The organism is Corynebacterium sp. MSK006 (assembly GCF_030232385.1).
GTDB lineage: Bacteria > Actinomycetota > Actinomycetes > Mycobacteriales > Mycobacteriaceae > Corynebacterium > Corynebacterium frankenforstense_A.
Genome location: NZ_JASPJZ010000022.1, coordinates 1 through 18119 on the forward strand (window position 1 = coordinate 1; position 18119 = coordinate 18119).

Consider the following 18119-nt stretch of genomic DNA (forward strand, 5'->3'; position numbering starts at 1 on the left):
GCGCCAGCCGGCTGGCGGCGGCCAAGCGCGCGCTCGCCCGGCGCCAGGCCGTCGGCGAGGCCGAGCCCGAGCTGCACCCGATGGGCGCGCCGTGGCTGCGCGGCGGGGCGCAGATCGCGCGGATGCTGCCCGGGCGGCCCGAACTGGCCGCGCAGACCGTCGCGATCGCCGAGGAGTGCGCCTTCACCCTGGACCTGGTCGCGCCGCGGCTGCCGGACTTCCCCGCCCCCGAGGGCCACGACGAGCTCAGCTGGCTGACCGAGCTGACCTGGCGGCGCGGGCTGGAGCGCTACGCCTCGCGGGACGCGGGGGTGCGCGAACGGGCGCGGGCGCAGATCCGCCACGAGCTGGCGGTGATCGGGAAACTGGGTTTCCCGGGGTACTTCCTCATCGTCGACGACATCGTGGGGTTCTGCCGGCGCGCCGGGATCCTGTGCCAGGGGCGCGGCTCGGCGGCGAACTCGGCGGTGTGCTTCGCGCTGGGCATCACCAACGCCGAGCCGATCAGCGCCGGGCTGCTCTTCGAGCGCTTCCTCTCCCCGGAGCGCGACGGGCCGCCCGACATCGACCTGGACATCGAGTCGACGCGGCGCGAGGAGGTCATCCAGTACGTCTACGGTCGCTACGGGCGCGAGCGCGCCGCGCTGGTGGCCAACGTGATCACCTACCGGCGCAAGGGGGCGCTGCGCGACGCCGCGCGGGCGCTCGGCTACCCGCAGGGCGCGGCCGACGGCTGGTCGAAGGGGTTCTCCGAGCCGCCCGCGGACGTCGCCGAGCTGGCCGGGCAGTTCCGCGGGCAGCCGCGGCACCTGGGCATCCACTCCGGTGGCATGGTCATCTGCGACCGGCCGATCGCCGACGTGGTGCCCGTGGAGTGGGCGCGCATGGCGGGCCGCTCCGTGTTGCAGTGGGACAAGGACGCGTGCGCGGCGGCGGGGCTGGTCAAGTTCGACCTGCTCGGCCTCGGCATGCTCGAGGCGCTGCACCACATGATCGACCTGGTCGCCGGCTCCACCGGGGAGACGGTGCGGCTGTGGGACCTGGATCTTGCCGAGCCCGGCGTCTACGAGATGCTCGCGCGCGGCGACGCGGTCGGCGTGTTCCAGGTGGAGTCGCGCGCGCAGCTGGCCACGCTGCCGCGGCTGAAGCCGCGCTGCTTCTTCGACCTGGTCGTCGAGGTGGCGCTGATCCGGCCCGGGCCGATCCAGGGCGGGTCGGTGCACCCCTATCTGCGCCGCCGTGATGGGCGCGAGCCGGTGGTCTTTGAGCACCCGGTGCTGGAGAAGTCGCTGGGCAAGACGCTGGGCATCCCGCTGTTCCAGGAGCAGCTGATGCAGATCGCGGTGGACGCGGCGGGCTTCACCGGCGGTGAGGCCGACCAGCTGCGTCGGGCGATGGGCTCGAAGCGCTCGCCGGCGAAGATGGCGGCGCTGCACGCCCGGTTCATCAGCGGGTGTGCGGAGACGTGCGGGCTGTCTGAGGAGGTCGCCGAGCAGCTGTGGACGAAGATCGTGGCGTTCGCCGCCTACGGCTTCCCGGAGTCGCACTCGCAGTCGTTCGCCTCGCTGGTGTTCTTCTCGGCGTGGTTCAAGCTGCACCACCCGGCGGAGTTCTGTGCGGGGCTGCTGCGCGCCCAGCCGATGGGGTTCTACTCGCCGCAGTCCTTGATCGCCGACGCCCGCCGCCACGGTGTGCGCATCCTGCCCGTCGACGTCGCCGCCAGCGCGGTCGAGGCGACGGTGCCGGAGCCGGGCGTGATCCGGCTGGGGCTGAACCTGGTGCGCGGGCTGGGGGAGAAGGCTGCCGGGCGCGTGGTCGCCGCGCGCGATGGGCGCGCCTTCACCGGCGTCGCGGACCTGGCGCGCCGGGCGGACCTGAGCGTGCCGCAGACGGAGGCGCTGGGGAAGGCCGGGGCGCTGGGCTGCTTCGGTGTCGACCGGCGCCAGGCGGTGTGGGCGGCCGGGGTGGCGGCCACGGAGAAGGAGGGCATGCTGCCGGGGCTGAGCTCGGTGGAGGCGCCGGCGCTGCCCGGCATGAGCGCCTTCGATCTGGTGGCCGCGGACATCGCGGCGACCGGGGTGACCCACGGCATGCAGCCGGTGGCGTTGCTGCGTTCGAGGTTGGCGTCGGCGGGCGTCGTCGCCGCGTCGGACCTGGGTTCGATTGACGACGGCACCCGCGTGCGCGTGGCCGGCGTGGTCACGCACCGTCAACGTCCGCAGACGGCGGCGGGGGTGACGTTCCTCGGGATGGAGGACGAGACGGGGCTGATGAACGTGATGGTCTCGCCGGGGTTGTGGAACCGGCAGAAGGTGCTCGCGCGCACGGCGCGGGCGCTGGTGGTGCGCGGCATCGTGCAGAACGCCTCGGGCGCGGTGACTCTCGTGGCCGACCAGCTCGAAAAGCTCGCGGTCGGCGAGGCCTTGAGCGCCGGCTCCCGTGACTTCCGCTGACGCCGCGGTTCTCTCCGGAGGCACCCCAGGGTAGCCCATGGTGGGCATGCCGAAGTACCCGGCCGGTGGGCCGGGTTTGTGATTCGGGGGCCTCCGAGGCGCCGGTTGGCTAAGCGGCCTGGGCGGTGCGGCAGGCGGCCTGCTCGGTCATCATCCGCCGAGCCAAGGTCGGGGTGGCATCCCGCTGGCGGCGCCCACCCGGCAACACCCGGTAGACATCCAACCCGTCACGCTCGACCCGCCCGTGACGGACCGGCCCGTCAGGGTCATCGTCGTTGGCTCCGTTGTGGTACCTGCACAACGGCGTCAAATTGTTGATGTTGGTCAACCCGCCACGCACCCAGGCGGTGTCGTGGTCGGCCTGGCAGAACTCCGCCGGCTGGTTGCACTCCGGATGAGCACACACCCCGAAAGCCGCCCCCAGCATCGTGCGCTGCTTGCCGTTGGCGAAGCGGCTTGCCCGGTACAGGTTGCTCGGGCCCTGAAGCGGGTGGACCAGCATGATCATCGAGTTTTGGTCGAAGACCATCTCCGGGATCGTGTCGGGGATCTCCGCGGCGAACAACCCCAGATCCGGGCCATCCTCGTCCTCTGTGGTGGCCCTGTCTGAGGGGCCTGCCATGTCAGTCGCGGTCAGTTCGTCCGCGTCCGGGACGGGAACCAGCGAGGCGCCGGCGGTGTCTGCGTCCGCGGGGTCGGCCCCGTCGCCGGCGAGGTTCCCACCTGCCGGGTTGACGCCCTGCCGTGATCCATCGGCCTCCATGCCCACGGTGGCGGCAGCACCTGTGTCGGGCTGGGTGTCTGACTCTCCGGCGGTCTGGGCAGCAGGCCGGGTGGCGCCGACCTGGCGGATCAGCCGGTCCACAAACTCGCTGCCGGTCATCCGCGAGCCGTCCGAGGCCACCAACTCGATGTCGTCACCGTCGCCGTCCTCGATACGCACCGCCTCATTCAGGCTCACCCCGACCACCGCATGCACAACAGACCCGGGCGCACCCTCGGAAAGGAACTTGGAGAACGCCTCACCACAGGCCTCGGCGTCCACGTTGTCCTCACCGACTACCTTCGCCGCCGCCGCGTGCGCGGCGTGGCGAAGCGCGGCGATCTCCGCCGACGAACCCCGGAAGAGCAGTCCCTGCCCCTTGGTCCTGGAGTTGATGAACTGCAGGCTACGGGTCTGCGGGGCGGGTGTGTCCGGCCCGTTGTACTCGTCGAGGAGCCTTTGGCAGGCCTTGCGTACCTCGTCATGCAAGCCGGTCACACGGCAGGCGCGTGTTCGGAAGCCCCAGGCGCGGCGTTGGTTGTTCAGTTTGGCGGTAAACGACTCGATCATGTCGAGGGTGACGATCGAGTGGCCGTTTTTCCGGGCGGCCTGGATGGCGTTGGTCTTCGCGGAGGTTTCCGAAAAGTAGGTGCGGGCCACTCGGGCGATCTTCTGGGCGTCCATGGGCAGCACACCTAAGTCGGTGAGTTGGTGTTTGCTCATGCCTCGGGCGGCTTCGGCGAGGTCTATGCCTTGCCGGGTGACCGTGATGAGTTGGTCGAGCAGGTTCATGGGCCCCAGCATGACGGGCGCACAAACGGTGCGCGAGGGGACTGCGTCCTGCTTGTGGAGTGCGGGGCGCGGTCCACAGGAGGCCTTGCAGGCCGCCGCACGGGGTTACCTATTTCTGGTACAGGGCGCGGGGAGGGGCCTACTTCTGCTAGTGGTCAGGGAAGACGGAGGATTGTCCGCACACAGCAGCTGGCGCAGCGTAGGGGAGTAGGGGATCAGAGCGGGCGTCACCGGGGCGCGGGAGTGCAACGACCGCGCCCGCACCCACCCGGACGGAACCGCCGAGGGACGCGACGGGACGTCGGCAATCGGGGCTCAGCGCCCGGCGAGCTCCTCGCGGATCCACTCCTTGCGCTGCTTCCCGCGCTCGTGGCGGGCGGCGACGGCCTGCGTGGCCTCGACGCGCATGCGCGGGAAGATCAGCATCGACAGCGGGAACGCCACCAGCAGCGCCAGCAGCGCCGACATCACCAGCGGCACGGGCGCCCCGATCAGCCACGCCGCGAGCTGGATGACCACCGTCAGCGCCAGGAACAGCCCGAGTCGCGCCAGCCCCATCGTCCCGATGACGCTCGTGCCGCTGGTCGGCGCGCTCGTCACCGGCCACGGCCCCGGAGACATCGGCGACTTCTTCGCCGAGGGCCTCGACTCGGTGATGAACGTCGTCGTGATGTTCATCTTCGCGATCATCTTCTTCGGCATCCTCCAGGACGTCGGCCCGTTCACCCCGGTGATCAAGGCGCTCATCCGCGCCCCCGCGGCAACGTCGTCGCCGTGACCACCGGCACCGCCGCCATCGGCATCGTCGCCCACCTCGACGGCTCCGGCTCCACGACCTTCCTGCTGACCATCCCCGCGCTGCTGCCGCTCTACCGCGCGCTCGGCATCTCCCGCTACATCCTGATCACCATCGTCATCGTCGCCCTGGCCGCCTCCGTGATGAACATGGTGCCGTGGGCCGGCCCGCTCGGCCGCGCCGGCGCCGTCATCGCCCAGGAACCCAGCGACATCTGGCTGCGGCTGCTGCCCATCCAGGGCGTGGCGGTCGTGCTCGTGCTCGTCGTCGCCGCCGGGCTCGGCCTGCAGCGGCGCCGCCGCATCGCCGCCCGCGGCGCCGCCACCGCCGACGTCGAGGCCTCCCAGGCCCAGCAGGACGAGGAGCGCCGCGAGGAGGGCTACAGCTACCGCACCGGCACGGCCTGCACCGTCGCCAACGTCGCCGTCGTGCTCGTCGCCCTGGTCATCCTGCTCGCCGGCCTCCTGCCGCCCGCCCCGACCTTCCTCATCGCCACCACCCTGGCGCTGCTGATCAACTTCCCCGACTCCCACTCCCAGTCCAAGGTCCTGCGCCGCCACGCGCCCAACGCCCTGTCGATGGCCGGCATCATCATCGCCGCCGCCATGTTCCTCGGCGTGCTCAACGAGACCGGCATGCTCGAGCAGATCGCCCTGAGCCTCGTCTCGGTGCTGCCGGCCGCCGTCGGGCCGTACCTGCACGTCATCGTCCGCCTCCTCGGCGTGCCGCTGAACCTGCTGACCTCCACCGACGCCTACTACTTCTCCGTGCTGCCCATCGTCCAGGAGACCGCCGCCAGCTTCGGCGTCTCCGGCATGGCCACGGCGCTGGCGCTGATCATCGGCAACGTCATCGGCACCTTCGTCTCGCCGTTCTCGCCGGCGCTGTGGCTCGCGCTCGGTCTGGCCGGCGGCGCGAACATGGGCCGCTACATCAAGCTCGCCGTCCCGATCGCCTGGGCGTTCTCCGCCGCGCTGGTGCTCGCCGCGTTCGCCTTCAGCATGCTGGGCTGACCGCGCGTGATTGCCGACGCCCCGTGTGCCACCATGGTGCCCATGAAGGACGCCGCCGCGCGGGGCATGAACCCCGTATCCCCGAAGCTGACCCGGGCGCGCTACCTCGGCCGCATGCCGTGGCTGGTCGTGCCGCTCATCGTCTTCGTCGTGCTCGGGGTGGTCGTCTCGCCGTGGTGGTGGATCGGCGCGGGCGTCTTCGCCGCACTGACCGTCTGGCAGGCCTGGATCATCCCCGCGCAGGTGCGCCTGCTCGGCTGGCTCGAGACCGACGACGAGCTGCTGATCACCAAGGGCCGCATGTGGCACACGTTCACCGTCGTGCCGTACGGGCGCATCCAGTACGTCGACGTGACCAACGGGCCGATCGAGCGCTGGCTGGGCATGAAGACCGTCACGCTGAACACGGCGTCCTCGACCTCCGACGCCACAGTCGAGGGGCTGCCCGCCGCCGAGGCCGACGCCCTGCGCGAGCGCCTGGCCGTCAAGGCGCGCGAGAGGATGAGCGGCCTGTGAGCGCACGTCACGCCCGCGACGCACACGACGACGCGGCAGACGACGAGGCGCCCGGCACCGACGCCGACGCCGGCTGGCACCGCGTCCACCGCGCTACGCCGCTGCTGCGCGCCTGGACCGCGCTGCTCGCCTTGGCCGCCGCGGTGGCCGTCAACGTCGAGGCCTCCGTCTACGTCGCGCTGTGGGGCCTGCTCCACGGCGGCCCCTGGTGGATCCTGCCGGCGGCGCTTGGCGCGGTCGTGGTGGTCTGCGGGCTGATCTGGCTGGTCTCGGGAATCTGGTGGCGCGCGACGGGCTACCGCATCACCGACGAGGAGGTCGAGCTGCGCCGCGGCGTGCTCAACCGGCAGCTGCGCACCGCGCGTTTCGACCGCGTCCAGGCCGTCGACGTCGCCGAGCCGCTCATCCCGCGCCTCTTCGGCCTCGCCTCGGTCAAGGTCGAGACCGCCGGCGGCACCGACTCGCACATCGACATCCTCTACCTGCCGCGCACGGTCGCCGAGGAGCTGCGCCGCGACCTCCTGGCGCGGGTGCGCGGCGGCTCAATTGCCGACGTCCCGTCCCACCCCTCCGGTGGTTCCCTCACCGATGCGCGGCCAGCCGGCGCACCGGTTGGGCCCGGCGCGGCGAGTGCCGCAAGCTCTGGGAACCGCGACCGGGGCGCGGACACGAGCGCATCCGCCGGCTGGGCGGGGCAGGGGAGCGGTGCCGTCGCGCCGGCCGGGCCGGTCGACGAGGACCGGCTGCGCGGGCTCGTCGACGAGATCCCCGCGCGGCGTGCGCTGGGCGCCGCCGCGCTGTCGACCAACACGGTCGTCGGCGTGGTCGCCACGGTCCTGCTGGTCGCCACCCCGATCGCGAACGCCACGGTCATCGGCGTGCTGCTCGCCGTGATCCCGTCGGTGTGGCGTGTGCTCAACACCTCGTGGCTGTTCACCGCCAAGATCGACGACGCCGACCGCGTCCTCCACCTCAACTACGGCCTGACCGAGCGCCGCCGCCAGGCGGTGCCGCTCGACCGGGTGCACGCGGTGAAGGTCTCCCAGACCCCGCTGTGGCGCCTGGTCGGCTGGTGGCGGGTCCAGGTCAGCGTCGCCGGCTACGGCGGCCCGCTGAACTCCAAGGCGGAGTCGACCTCGACCGTGCTGCCGGTCGGCTCCCGGGAGACCGCGCTGGCCGTCTTCGCCGAGATCACCGGCATGGACCCCGAGACGATCGAGCGGGTCGCCGCCCCCGAGGGCCACGGCGAGCCACAGTTCACCAGCCCCGCGATCGCCCGGTGGGTCTCGCCGATCGACCGCCGGCGGCAGTCCGTCACCCTCGCCGAGGGCCGCGTGATCACCCACCACGGCCGCGTCGGCCGCACCGTCGAGACGATCGAGACGGCCCACATCCAGGAGCTCTCGCTGACCCACGGGCCCATCCAGCGCCTGCTGGGCCTGGCCACCGTGCGCCTCGACCTCGTGCCCGGGCCGGTCTACATGAAGGGCCGCGATCTGGCGCACGCGGACGCGGAGGCGCTCGTCGAGAAGCTCCGCGACCGCCGGCTGCCCGCGCTTACCGGCACGGGCCAGCCGGGCCAGCCGGGCCAGCGGATCTGACGCCCGGCGGCGCGGGGTGGGGGCACCGGTGTCACGCCCGAAACGGGCAGCCCGCCGGGCGCCAGCCGGCCTCGCGGCCTGGCCGGGTCTCCCGCGTCGCGTCGGAGTGGCCCCGGCCCATCGGGCTCTACACGGCGCCGGGGAAGCCGAGCTGCCGCCAGGCCTCGAAGACCGCCACGGCCGCCGAGTTCGACAGGTTCATCGACCGCCGCGCCGGCAGCATCGGGATGCGCAGCCGCGCGGTCACCCGCGGGTGCGCCATGTGCTCCTCGGGAAGCCCGGTCGGCTCCGTACCGAAGAGCAGCGCGTCGCCCGGCCGGTACTCCACCGTGTCGAACCACGTCGAGGCGTGCCCGGTGAAGGCGAAGACCCGCGCGCCCGGGATGTCGGCCAGGCAGGCGTCGAGCTCGGGGTGGACGCGCACGTCGGCGAGATCGTGGTAGTCGAGGCCGGCGCGCCTGAGGTGCTTGTCGGAGAAGTCGAAGCCGAGCGGCTCGACCAGGTGCAGCGTCGCCCCCGTGTTGGCGCACAGGCGGATGGCGTTGCCGGTGTTACCGGGGATGACGGGGTTGTCGTAGATGACGTGCAGATCTGCTCCGGGCATGCCCGCAAGTCTAGAGCCGGCGCCCCGTGGCGCGCCCACGGCGACCCGCACGACGTCGTCAAGCGGCACCGGACACCCCCGGGCGTTGTCCCGGTCACGTGGCGGCGACATAATGGGCGGCGTGACTGCGATCAAACTGGACGGCAAACTCTTCCGCGCCGAGCTGCTCGAGGACCTCAAGACCCGGGTGGCCGCGCTCAAGGACAAGGGCATCACCCCCGGGCTGGCGACCGTGCTCGTCGGCGAGGATCCGGGCAGCCAGAACTACGTGCGCATGAAGCACCGCGACTGCGAGGAGGTCGGCATCCGGTCCATCCGCAAGGACCTGCCCGCCGAGACCACGCAGGACGAACTCAACGCCGTCATCGACGAGCTCAACGCCGACGACGCCTGCACCGGCTACATCGTGCAGCTGCCGCTGCCGGAGCAGCTCGACGAGAACGCCGTGCTCGAGCGCATCGACCCGGCCAAGGACGCCGACGGCCTGCACCCGGTCAACCTGGGCAAGCTCGTGCTCAACGAGCCCGCCCCGCTGCCGTGCACGCCCAACGGCTCGATCGCGCTGCTGCGCCGCTTCGGCGTGGAGCTGAACGGCGCGAAGGTCGTCGTCATCGGCCGCGGCATCACCGTCGGCCGCCCGATCGGCCTGATGCTCACCCGCCGCAGCGAGAACTCCACCGTCACGCTGTGCCACACCGGCACCAGGGACCTGGCCGCCGAGACCCGCGAGGCCGACGTCATCGTCGCCGCCGCCGGGCGCCCGCACATGCTCACCGCCGACATGATCAAGCCGGGCTGCGCGATCCTCGACGTCGGCGTCTCCCGCGTCGACGGCAAGACCACCGGCGACGTCCACCCGGACTGCTGGGAGGTCGCCGGCGCGATCTCGCCGAACCCGGGCGGCGTGGGCCCGATGACGCGCACCTTCCTGCTGGAGAACATCGTCGAGCGCGCCGAGCGGCTCGCGGGCCTGGCCGACTGAGGACTACCCTGGCCGCCGTGGCTAAAACCCCGATCCGCCCCGCGAGCCGACAGGAGGCGCTGGTCAACCCGCACGACCGGGAGAACCCGCCCTCGCGGCTGTCGCGGCGTGCCCAGCAGGCGATGCTGGCGGTCTTTCTCGTCGGGCTCGTCGTCGTGGCCGTCTTCGGGATGACCGAGCACTGGCGCCGCTCGACGTTCGGGCTGGGCGCGGCGTTCCTGTGGCTGGCCGTGATGCGGGCCTGCTGCGACGACTCCGTGATCGGGCTGTTCTCCGTGCGCTCGCGGCGGTTCGACGTCGCGTTCTGCACCGGGGTCGGCGCGCTGCTGGCGTTCCTGGCGGCGTCGGTGGACGCGCTGGGCAGCTGACCCGATTGCCGACGTCGCGCGTGGGGCGTGGTGCGTGACGTGCGGCGTCGGCGCGGGGTGGGGTACTAGATGTGGTACTCGATGCGGCCCGCGGCGCCGGGGGCGTCCGGGTCGACCTGCTCGAAGAAGTTGCGCAGGATCCGGTCCATCTGACGGGTCTCGGTGAGGAAGGCGTCGTGGCCGACGGGGGAGACGATCTTGGCCATGCCCAGCAGGTTGCCCAGGTTGCGCGAGAGGTGCTCCTGCTGGTGGTACGGGTAGAGGATGTCCGTGTCCACGCCCGCGACGAGCGTGGGCACCGTGATCTCGCTGAGGGCGCGGTTGAGCCCGCCGCGGCCGCGGCCGATGTCGTGGCGGTTCAGTGAGTCGGTGAGCACGGCGTAGGTGGCGGCGTCGAAGCGTGCGGTCAGCTTGCGCGCCTGGTAGTCCAGGTAGCTCTCCACCGCGAAGCGCTGCCCGGCCGAGCGGTGGGCGCCCAGCGGGTTCTCGCCGGTCTGCGGGGTGGTGCCGAAGCGCTCGTCGATCTCGAGCTCGCCGCGGTAGGTCAGGTGCGCGATGCGCCGCGCCGTGGCCAGGCCGGCGTTCGGGGTGGCGCCGGTGTCGTAGTAGTCGCCGCCGTGCCAGTTCGGGTCGTTCTCGATCGCGGCGATCTGCGCGCCCTGGATGCCGATCTGCCAGGCGCTCGCCCGGGCGCTCACGGCGAAGACGGCCGCCGCGTTGACGACCTCGGGGTGCAGGTAGGACCACTCCAGGCTGCGCGCCCCGCCCATCGAGCCGCCGATGACGGCGAAGACGCTGGTGATGCCCAGCGAGTCGAGGAACTGCTTCTCCACCTCGACCTGGTCGCGGATCGAGACCGCCGGGAAGCGCGAGCCCCAGGCCCGCCCGTCGGCCGGGTGTGCCGAGCCGGGCCCGGTGGTGCCCTGACAGCCGCCGATGACGTTGGTGCAGATCACGCAGTAGCGGTCGGTGTCGATGGCCTTGTTCGGCCCGACGAGGTCGCCCCACCAGCTCGCGGCGTCGGAGTCGCCGGTCAGCGCGTGCTCGACGAGCACGACGTTGCTGCTGCCGTCGGCGTTCACGCGGTAGGAGCCCCACCGCTGGTAGGCGACGTGGACCTCCGGGATCGTCGCACCGGCCTCGGTGCGGAAGTCGCCGATGGGTTGGCGGGCGAGCACGCCGGGGCGGGCGAGATTCGGTGTCACAGGGGCTCCTGGTCCGGAATTCGGGATGTGGGCGGTGGTGCGGAGGCGGGTGGCGCTATGCGGCCGCGGTGCGGCGGGAAGGACGCGGGGTGCCGCGCGCCACGCGCCCGCCGCACGGGTCCGGCGGGCGGTGAGGGGCGGGACGTCGGAAATTGGGGGCGGTTACGCGATGGCGTCGAAGCCGAGCTTGAGGTCGGCGATGATGTCGTCGATGTTCTCGATGCCCACCGACAGACGGATCGTCGACTCGGAGATGCCGGCGCGGGCCAGGCCGTGCTCGTCGGACTGGGAGTGCGTCGTGGTCGCCGGGTGGACGACCAGGGAGCGCACGTCGCCGATGTTGGCCAGGTCGGAGTGCAGCTTGAGCGCGTCGATGAAGCGCCAGGCCGCGTCCTTGCCGCCGTCGATGTTGAAGCTGAGCACCGAACCGGTGTACTCCAGGCCGAGCTTCTCCTTGACCTTGTACCACGGGGAGCTCGGCAGGCCGGCGTAGAAGACGTCGGTGACCTTGTCCTGGCCGGCGAGGAACTCCGCGACCTTCTTGGCGTTCTCGTTGTGGCGCTCGATGCGCAGGCTCAGGGTGTCCAGGCCCTGCAGGGTCACCCAGGCGTTGAAGGGGGAGAGGGTGGCGCCGGTGTCGCGCAGCAGGCCGGCGCGGGCCTTCATCCCGAAGGCGACGTCGCCGAGCTCGGAGTAGACCAGGCCGTGGTAGGCCTCGTCGGGCTGGACGAAGTGAGGGAAGACCGGCTTGCCGTCGCGCTCGACGGTCCAGTCGAAGGAGCCGCCGTCGACGAGGATGCCGCCGATGCCGGAGCCGTTGCCGGTGTAGAACTTCGTCAGCGAGGCGACGACGACGTCCGCGCCCAGGTCCAGCGGGCGGACCACGGCGGCGGTGGCGATGGTGTTGTCCACGATCAGCGGCACCTGGTTGGCGTGGGCGACCTCGGCGATGGCGGGGATGTCCAGGACGTCGGCCTGCGGGTTGGCGAAGGTCTCGCCGTAGAAGGCCTTGGTGTTGTCCTTGACGGCGGCCTGCCAGCTGGCCGGGTCGTCCGGGTCCTCGACGAAGGTGACGTCGATGCCGAGGCGGTTCAGCGTGACCTGGAAGAGGGTCTCGGTGCCGCCGTAGAGGCGCGGGGAGGTCACGATGTGGTCGCCGGCGCCGGCGAGGTTGAGGATCGTGGCGGTCTCGGCGGCCTGGCCGGAGGCGAAGGCCACGGCGTGGGTGCCGCCCTCGAGGGAGGCCAGGCGGTTCTCGAGCACCTCGGTGGTCGGGTTGGTCAGACGCGAGTAGATCGGGCCCGCGTCCTCGAGGCCGAAGCGCTGCTTGGCGTGCTCGGCGGAGTCGAAGACGTAGGAGGAGGTCAGGTAGATCGGCTGGTTACGCGCGCCGGTGTCGGATTCGACGGGCTGGCCGGCGTGGATGGAACGGGTCTCGAAGTTCCACTGGTCGGCGGCGGAGTTGTCGTACTTGGTGCTCATTGTCGGGTTCCTTGTCCGGTCTGCTGCGTTTGTCACTTCTCGCCGTCGGCCCGGTGGGCCGGCGGGGCATCGTGGTGTCTGCGCGATGTGGTGAGCAACCCTAGTGAACCAAGCGGTCTATCGCAAGGCCTCGTGAATGAAATTCTGAAACCGCAGGTGGTGACGTTGAATGGACTGCATGGTATGTAACGCTCGGTCTAGATTTTTCCGGCGCCACGCGGGGCGACGGCGCCGCTCTCTGCGCGGTCGAGGAAGCCGAGGAGGTTCTCGGCGAACTCGGCCGGGAACTCCAGCTGCGGCATGTGCCCGCCGCCGTCGAAGACGGCGGCGTCCACCACGATGCCGGAAAGCTCCTCGAGCCCGGCGCGAAACTGGGCGTAGGGCAGGATCTTGTCGGCGTCACCCCAGACGAACTGGACGGGGACGCCCGCGGCGGCGCGGCGGAAACGGTCGACCAGGTCGTGGCACCAGTCCTTCGAGATGCCGCGCACCGAGCCGAGCTCCCGGACGAAGTTGCGGTAGGTGCGCGCGCGGGCAGGGTGGCGCCCGATCGTGCGCTGCACGCCGAGGCGGTGGCGGGTGACCGAGCCGGGGCGGCGCAGGATGAGGTGCTCGATCGGCTCGTAGAGCACGCGGTGGCGGGTCAGTTTCGCGTTCGTCTCGCCGACCAGCGGCAGCGCGACCAGGCGCAGCAGGTCGGTGGCGCGGTCGCCGAAGCCGGCGGAGTCGACCAGGCAGACCGCCGCGACGCGGTCGGGGTGCTGCGTGGTCATCTCCATCGACAGCGCGCCGCCCAGCGAGTTGCCCACCAGGCACACGCGACGCGGTCGGTCGCCGGCTGCGGCGGGGGAGTGCCCGGCGGCGTGCGCGTCGGGCGCGTCGACCTCGCCGAGCTCTTCGAGCACCCGCCAGATGAGCGCCGCGGTGTCCGGGACGGTCACGCGTTCGGCCGGGTCGCTCAGGCCGAAGCCCGGGATGTCGACGGCGATGACGCGGCGGCGCCCGGCCAGCAGTGTCGCCTGGTCGTCCCAGTCCTCCAGCGAGCGGCCGATGCCGTGGATGAAAACCAGAGGCGGGAGGTCGCCAGTGGTGCCGGCGTCGGCGCCGGTGTCGGCTCCGGCGCGGGAGGCGTCAGCGGGCGCGGAACCGGTGCGGGAGGCGCCAGCGACCGGCGTGGCACCCGCGTCACCGGCCGCGCCGCTCGTGCCCGCACCGCCGGACGTGGCCGGGCCACCGCGGCGCACGCGCACGCTGCGCCCGTCGGCAATCACGAACTCCGCGGGCGGTAACGCCGACAGGTCCGCGGCGACGAAACGACCCTCGCTGCTGATCGAGCGCACCTTCGGCCCGGGCGCGGCGCGGCCGACCAGCTCGAGGCAACGCTTGCCGAATGCCATGTCCTCGCGCTGGTCGCCGCGGGCGAGGTCGGGAAGTTCCACCAGGTAATTCTGCGTGTAGCGCCACGGCGAGCGGTCGCCCTGGGCGGGGAAGTCGCCGATGGCGCGGCGGATGTAGCCGGCGTCGAAGTCGAGGAGCGGGCGGTCGTGGCGCCCCGGCGGCAGCACCGGCGCGTAGAACTCCTCGCCCGTCCGCCACAGCCGGACCATGTAGCGCGAGACCATGTCCGAGCGCAGCGTCCACGACGCGTTGACGTAGCCGACGGTGAAGCTGAAGTTCGGCAGGCCGGCCAGCATGATGCCGCGGTAGAAGACCTGGTCGGGAAGGTGGAGCTCCTCGCCGTCGATGCTGAGCGTCCCGCCGCCGAAGGCCTCCAGGTCGAGCCCCGTGGCCGTCACGATCAGGTCGGCCGCCAGCTCCTCGCCGCTGGAGGTGCGGATCCCGGCCGGGGTGAACGTGTCGATGGTGTCGGTGACCACGCGGGCGTTGCCGTTGAGCGCGCGGAAGAAGTCCCCGCCCGGCGCCTTGCACACGCGCTGGTCCCAGGGGCGGTAGCGGGGCGTGAAGTGCTCGTCGATCTCGCGGCGGCTGAGGAACGGCCGCTGCATGAGCTTGAGCGCCGTCTTGAAGACGAACGGCAGGTGCTGGGCGATGACGTACTGGCCCATGTCGCGCACCGCGTGGTGGAAACGCGCCGCGCGGAAGGCCGGCGTGCGCGGCAGGATGCGGTTCCAGAAGCCGCTGATCAGGTCGACCTCGGGTAGCGGGGCGACGTAGCTGGGGCTGCGCTGGAGCATGGTCACCTGCGCGCCGGCCTCCTCGAGGGCGGGCACGAGTGTGATGGCCGTGGCCCCGGAGCCGATGACGACGATGCGCCGGCCCGCGACGTCGAGGTCCTCCGGCCAGTTCTGCGGGTGGATGATCTCGCCGGCGAAGTCCTCCTCGCCGGGGAAGCGGGGGCGGTGGCCGTGCTCGTGGGAGTAGTAGCCCGAGGCGTAGTGGACGCGGCGGGCGTAGATGGTGCGCTCGGTGGGCGCGCCGGGTGCGTCGTGGCCCGCGTCGGAGGCGTCGCGCGCGTCGGCAGGGTCGCCGGCGCTGCCGCCCGAGACCGCGGTGACCGCGTAGAGGTTCAGGTCCGTGCGCCAGTCGGAGTTTTTTATCCAGGAGTCGGTGTGCAGCCGCTCGAGCGCCCCGCACTCGCGGGCGGCGTCGCGGATGTACTCCTTGATGTCCTCGCCGCGCCCCAGCGTGCCCTTGTGCGGCCAGGGCCTGAAGGGGAAGGCGAAGGTCGCCATGTCCGAGTCCGAGCGGATGCCCGGGTAGCGGAAGGTGTGCCAGGTGCCGCCGAGGTCGGAGTGGACGTCGTGGATCTCCCACGCCCAGTCGGGGAAGTTCTCCGCGACGTGGTGGGCCATGTCGATCCCGGAGAGCCCCGCGCCGACGATGAGCAGGTCGAGCGGGCGGTCGATGGTTCCGGTGTCGGTTCCCGTGGTGGTTCCCATGCCCGGAGTGTATTGAATGTTGGTGGGCGATATCAGTGTTTCGGGGTGGGAACCGCCGACGGCGACCACCGGGACGTCGGAAATTGACGGTCGGCTGGGCGCCGCCCCGCCGCACCCGCGCCCGGGGGTGACGGGGAGTGAAATTCCCCTGTCAGTGGCATGTGTTATATGGTCTCTCCCTAAGTGGGATAGATATCCCACGTATTGAGAACTGTGGGTGAGTGGCACCCCGACCGAGGCGCCACCCCGTGCACCACCACGCACCGAAAGGCCAGCGCAATGAGCACAGCACTGACGCGTCCCGGCGCAGGCGGCGAACCGGCGGAGGCCGGCGCGCCCCAGCCGCCCGAGGGCCACGAACTGATCCGCAACGAAAAGACCGGCCGCATCGTCGGCGTCCAGCGCCCCGCCGGCTTCTCCGTGGCCGCTCGCATCACGCTCATGGTCATCGCGATCCTCGCCGCCGTGGCCTGGGGCGTGCTCGCCTTCTCCCGCGGCGAGCAGGTCAACTCCGTGTGGCTGGTCGCCGCCGCCGTCGGCTCCTACATCATCGGCTACACGCTCTACGCGCGCCTGATCGAGTACAAAGTGGTCAAGCCGAACGACGCGCGCGCCACCCCGGCCGAGTACGCCGCCGACGGCAACGACTTCCTGCCCACCGACCGCCGCGTCCTGTTCGGCCACCACTTCGCCGCCATCGCCGGCGCCGGCCCGCTGGTCGGGCCCGTCATGGCCGCCCAGATGGGCTACCTGCCGTCCACCCTGTGGATCGTCATCGGCGTCATCCTCGCCGGCGCCGTCCAGGACTACATGGTGCTGTGGGTCTCCACCCGCCGCCGCGGCCGCTCGCTCGGCCAGATGGTCCGCGACGAGATGGGCACCGTCGGCGGTGCGGCCGGCATCCTCGCCGTGATGACGATCATGCTGATCCTCATCGCGGTGCTCGCGCTGATCGTCGTCAACGCCCTGGCAGACAGCCCCTGGGGTGTGTTCTCCATCGCGATGACCATCCCGATCGCGATCTTCATGGGTGTCTACATGCGCTACCTGCGCCCGGGCCGCGTCGTCGAGGTCTCCGCCATCGGCATCGTGCTGCTGCTGGCCGCCATCGTCGCCGGCGGGTGGGTCGCCGAGACCACCTGGGGTGCCGAGATCTTCACCCTCTCCAAGGTCGCCCTGGCCTGGTGCCTGATCATCTACGGCTGCGTGGCCGCCCTGCTGCCCGTCTGGCTGCTGCTGGCCCCGCGCGACTACCTGTCGACCTTCATGAAGATCGGCGTCATCGCGCTGCTGGCCGTCGGCATCGTCATCGTCGCGCCCAAGATCGAGATGCCCGCCGTGACCCACTTCGCCACAGAGGGCAACGGCCCGGTCTTCTCCGGCGACCTCTTCCCGTTCCTGTTCATCACCATCGCCTGCGGCGCGCTGTCCGGATTCCACTCCCTGATCTCCTCGGGCACCACCCCGAAGCTGATGGAGAAGGAGTCCCACATGCGCATGCTCGGCTACGGCGGAATGCTCATGGAGTCCTTCGTCGCCCTGATGGCCCTGGTCACCGCCGTGATCCTGGACCGCCACCTCTACTTCGTGATGAACGCCCCCGCGGCGCTGACCGGCGGCGAGGCCGCCACCGCCGCCCAGTGGGTCAACAGCATCGGGCTTCCCGGCGACAACCTGAGCGCCGAGGAGATCACCGCCGCGGCCAACGCGATCGGCGAGGAGTCCATCGTCTCGCGCACCGGCGGCGCGCCCACCCTGGCCTTCGGCATGTCCGAGGTGCTCACCGACGTCTTCGGCAACGACTCGCTGCAGGCCTTCTGGTACCACTTCGCGATCATGTTCGAGGCCCTGTTCATCCTGACCACCGTCGACGCCGGCACCCGCGTCGCCCGCTTCATGATGACCGACTCGCTGTCCAACATCCCGGGCCTGAAGAAGTTCGGCGACCCGGAGTGGACCCCGGGCCACTGGATCGGCACCATCGCCACCTGCGGCATCTGGGGCGCGATCCTGCTGATGGGCGTCACCGACCCGCTCGGCGGCATCAACGTCCTCTTCCCGCTGTTCGGCATCGCCAACCAGCTGCTCGCCGCCATCGCCCTGGCCCTGGTGCTGGTCGTGGTGGTCAAGAAGGGCCTGTACACGTGGGCCTGGATCCCGGGTCTGCCGCTGGCGTGGGACCTGATCATCACCATGTACGCCTCCTGGCAGAAGATCTTCCACTCTGACCCGGCCATCGGCTTCTGGGCGCAACACGCGCGCTACAAGGAGGCGCTCAACTCCGGGGCGCAGTCCTTCGGCGCAGCCCAGACCCCCGAGGAGATTTCCGACGTCGTGCGCAACACCGCCGTGCAGGGTTCCCTGTCGATCCTGTTCGCCGTGCTGGTGCTCATCGTCATGGGTGCCGCGGCCGTGGCCTGCGTCAAGGCCGTGCGCGCCCGGGCGGCTGGCCTCGAGGTCCAGTCGAGTGAGGAGCCCGATCACCCGTCGAACTTCTTCGCCCCGCACGGGATGCTGGCCACCAAGCTGGACAAGCAGATCGAGGCCTACCAGGGCTCCGACGAGATGACCGTCGCCGGCGGCGGCGAGGCCGGCGAGCACGAGGTGCGTGCGAGCGCCGCCGAGGGGGCACGATGACCTCCGC

General features: G+C 71.3%; 14 protein-coding genes. 8 read left to right on the top strand and 6 right to left on the bottom strand.

Going from position 1 to position 18119, the window contains the following annotated elements:
• Window positions 1–2453: error-prone DNA polymerase (locus QQA02_RS10645; protein ID WP_284864278.1), on the top strand; the 2453-nt coding region annotated here is incomplete at its 5' end.
• A 109-nt stretch (window positions 2454–2562) separates the two neighbouring features.
• On the opposite strand, the gene QQA02_RS10650 is transcribed toward QQA02_RS10645, so the two are convergent.
• Together QQA02_RS10650 and QQA02_RS10655 are read right to left on the bottom strand one after the other, a co-directional pair.
• Complete coding sequence (locus QQA02_RS10650; protein ID WP_284864279.1) at window positions 2563–4008, bottom strand: HNH endonuclease signature motif containing protein; 1446 nt, start codon at window positions 4006–4008, stop codon at window positions 2563–2565.
• 315 nt (window positions 4009–4323) lie between these two features.
• A complete protein-coding gene (locus QQA02_RS10655) occupies window positions 4324–4566 on the bottom strand; it encodes a DUF4229 domain-containing protein (protein ID WP_284775703.1) in 243 nt (80 codons plus the stop codon).
• Window positions 4567–4573: 7 nt separating this feature from the next.
• Here QQA02_RS10655 and QQA02_RS11735 point away from each other — a divergent pair, with 7 nt between their 5' ends.
• The 4 genes from QQA02_RS11735 to QQA02_RS10670 all read left to right on the top strand — a co-directional run bounded on the left by QQA02_RS11735 (window position 4574) and on the right by QQA02_RS10670 (window position 7934).
• Entirely contained in the window at window positions 4574–4786 is a 213-nt protein-coding gene (locus tag QQA02_RS11735; protein ID WP_423777797.1) for a hypothetical protein, read from the top strand.
• Window positions 4783–5817, top strand: coding sequence for an SLC13 family permease (locus QQA02_RS10660; RefSeq protein ID WP_423777798.1), 1035 nt, complete (start codon window positions 4783–4785; stop codon window positions 5815–5817). Before QQA02_RS11735 ends, QQA02_RS10660 begins: the two co-directional genes overlap by 4 nt.
• Before the next feature lie 66 nt (window positions 5818–5883).
• Window positions 5884–6333 (top strand): PH domain-containing protein, encoded by a 450-nt coding sequence (locus QQA02_RS10665; RefSeq protein WP_284775764.1) that lies wholly within the window; start codon window positions 5884–5886, stop codon window positions 6331–6333.
• A complete protein-coding gene (locus QQA02_RS10670) occupies window positions 6330–7934 on the top strand; it encodes a PH domain-containing protein (protein WP_284775705.1) in 1605 nt (534 codons plus the stop codon). The genes QQA02_RS10665 and QQA02_RS10670 overlap by 4 nt, the downstream gene beginning before the upstream one ends.
• A gap of 127 nt (window positions 7935–8061) precedes the next feature.
• On the opposite strand, the gene QQA02_RS10675 is transcribed toward QQA02_RS10670, so the two are convergent.
• Window positions 8062–8538 carry a tRNA (cytidine(34)-2'-O)-methyltransferase gene (locus QQA02_RS10675; protein ID WP_284775707.1) on the bottom strand — a complete coding sequence of 159 codons (477 nt, stop codon included), beginning with the start codon at window positions 8536–8538 and terminating at the stop codon, window positions 8062–8064.
• A gap of 121 nt (window positions 8539–8659) precedes the next feature.
• On the opposite strand from QQA02_RS10675, the gene QQA02_RS10680 reads away from it, so the two are divergent.
• Window positions 8660–9520 (top strand): bifunctional methylenetetrahydrofolate dehydrogenase/methenyltetrahydrofolate cyclohydrolase, encoded by an 861-nt coding sequence (locus tag QQA02_RS10680; protein ID WP_284864280.1) that lies wholly within the window; start codon window positions 8660–8662, stop codon window positions 9518–9520.
• 17 nt (window positions 9521–9537) lie between these two features.
• Window positions 9538–9888 (top strand): DUF3017 domain-containing protein, encoded by a 351-nt coding sequence (locus QQA02_RS10685; protein ID WP_284775711.1) that lies wholly within the window; start codon window positions 9538–9540, stop codon window positions 9886–9888.
• A gap of 65 nt (window positions 9889–9953) precedes the next feature.
• Here the strand turns inward: QQA02_RS10685 and metX are convergent, their stop codons facing one another.
• The 3 genes from metX to QQA02_RS10700 form a co-directional block, all read right to left on the bottom strand.
• Entirely contained in the window at window positions 9954–11093 is a 1140-nt protein-coding gene (metX, locus tag QQA02_RS10690; protein ID WP_284864281.1) for a homoserine O-acetyltransferase MetX, read from the bottom strand.
• Window positions 11094–11255: 162 nt separating this feature from the next.
• The gene (locus QQA02_RS10695; protein WP_284864282.1) at window positions 11256–12575 is read right to left on the bottom strand and encodes an O-acetylhomoserine/O-acetylserine sulfhydrylase; all 1320 of its coding nucleotides are present in this window, start codon (window positions 12573–12575) and stop codon (window positions 11256–11258) included.
• A gap of 197 nt (window positions 12576–12772) precedes the next feature.
• Window positions 12773–15475, bottom strand: coding sequence for an alpha/beta fold hydrolase (locus QQA02_RS10700; RefSeq protein WP_284864283.1), 2703 nt, complete (start codon window positions 15473–15475; stop codon window positions 12773–12775).
• 279 nt (window positions 15476–15754) lie between these two features.
• Here QQA02_RS10700 and QQA02_RS10705 point away from each other — a divergent pair, with 279 nt between their 5' ends.
• Window positions 15755–18112 (top strand): carbon starvation CstA family protein, encoded by a 2358-nt coding sequence (locus tag QQA02_RS10705; protein ID WP_284775720.1) that lies wholly within the window; start codon window positions 15755–15757, stop codon window positions 18110–18112.
• Window positions 18113–18119 lie beyond the last annotated feature (7 nt).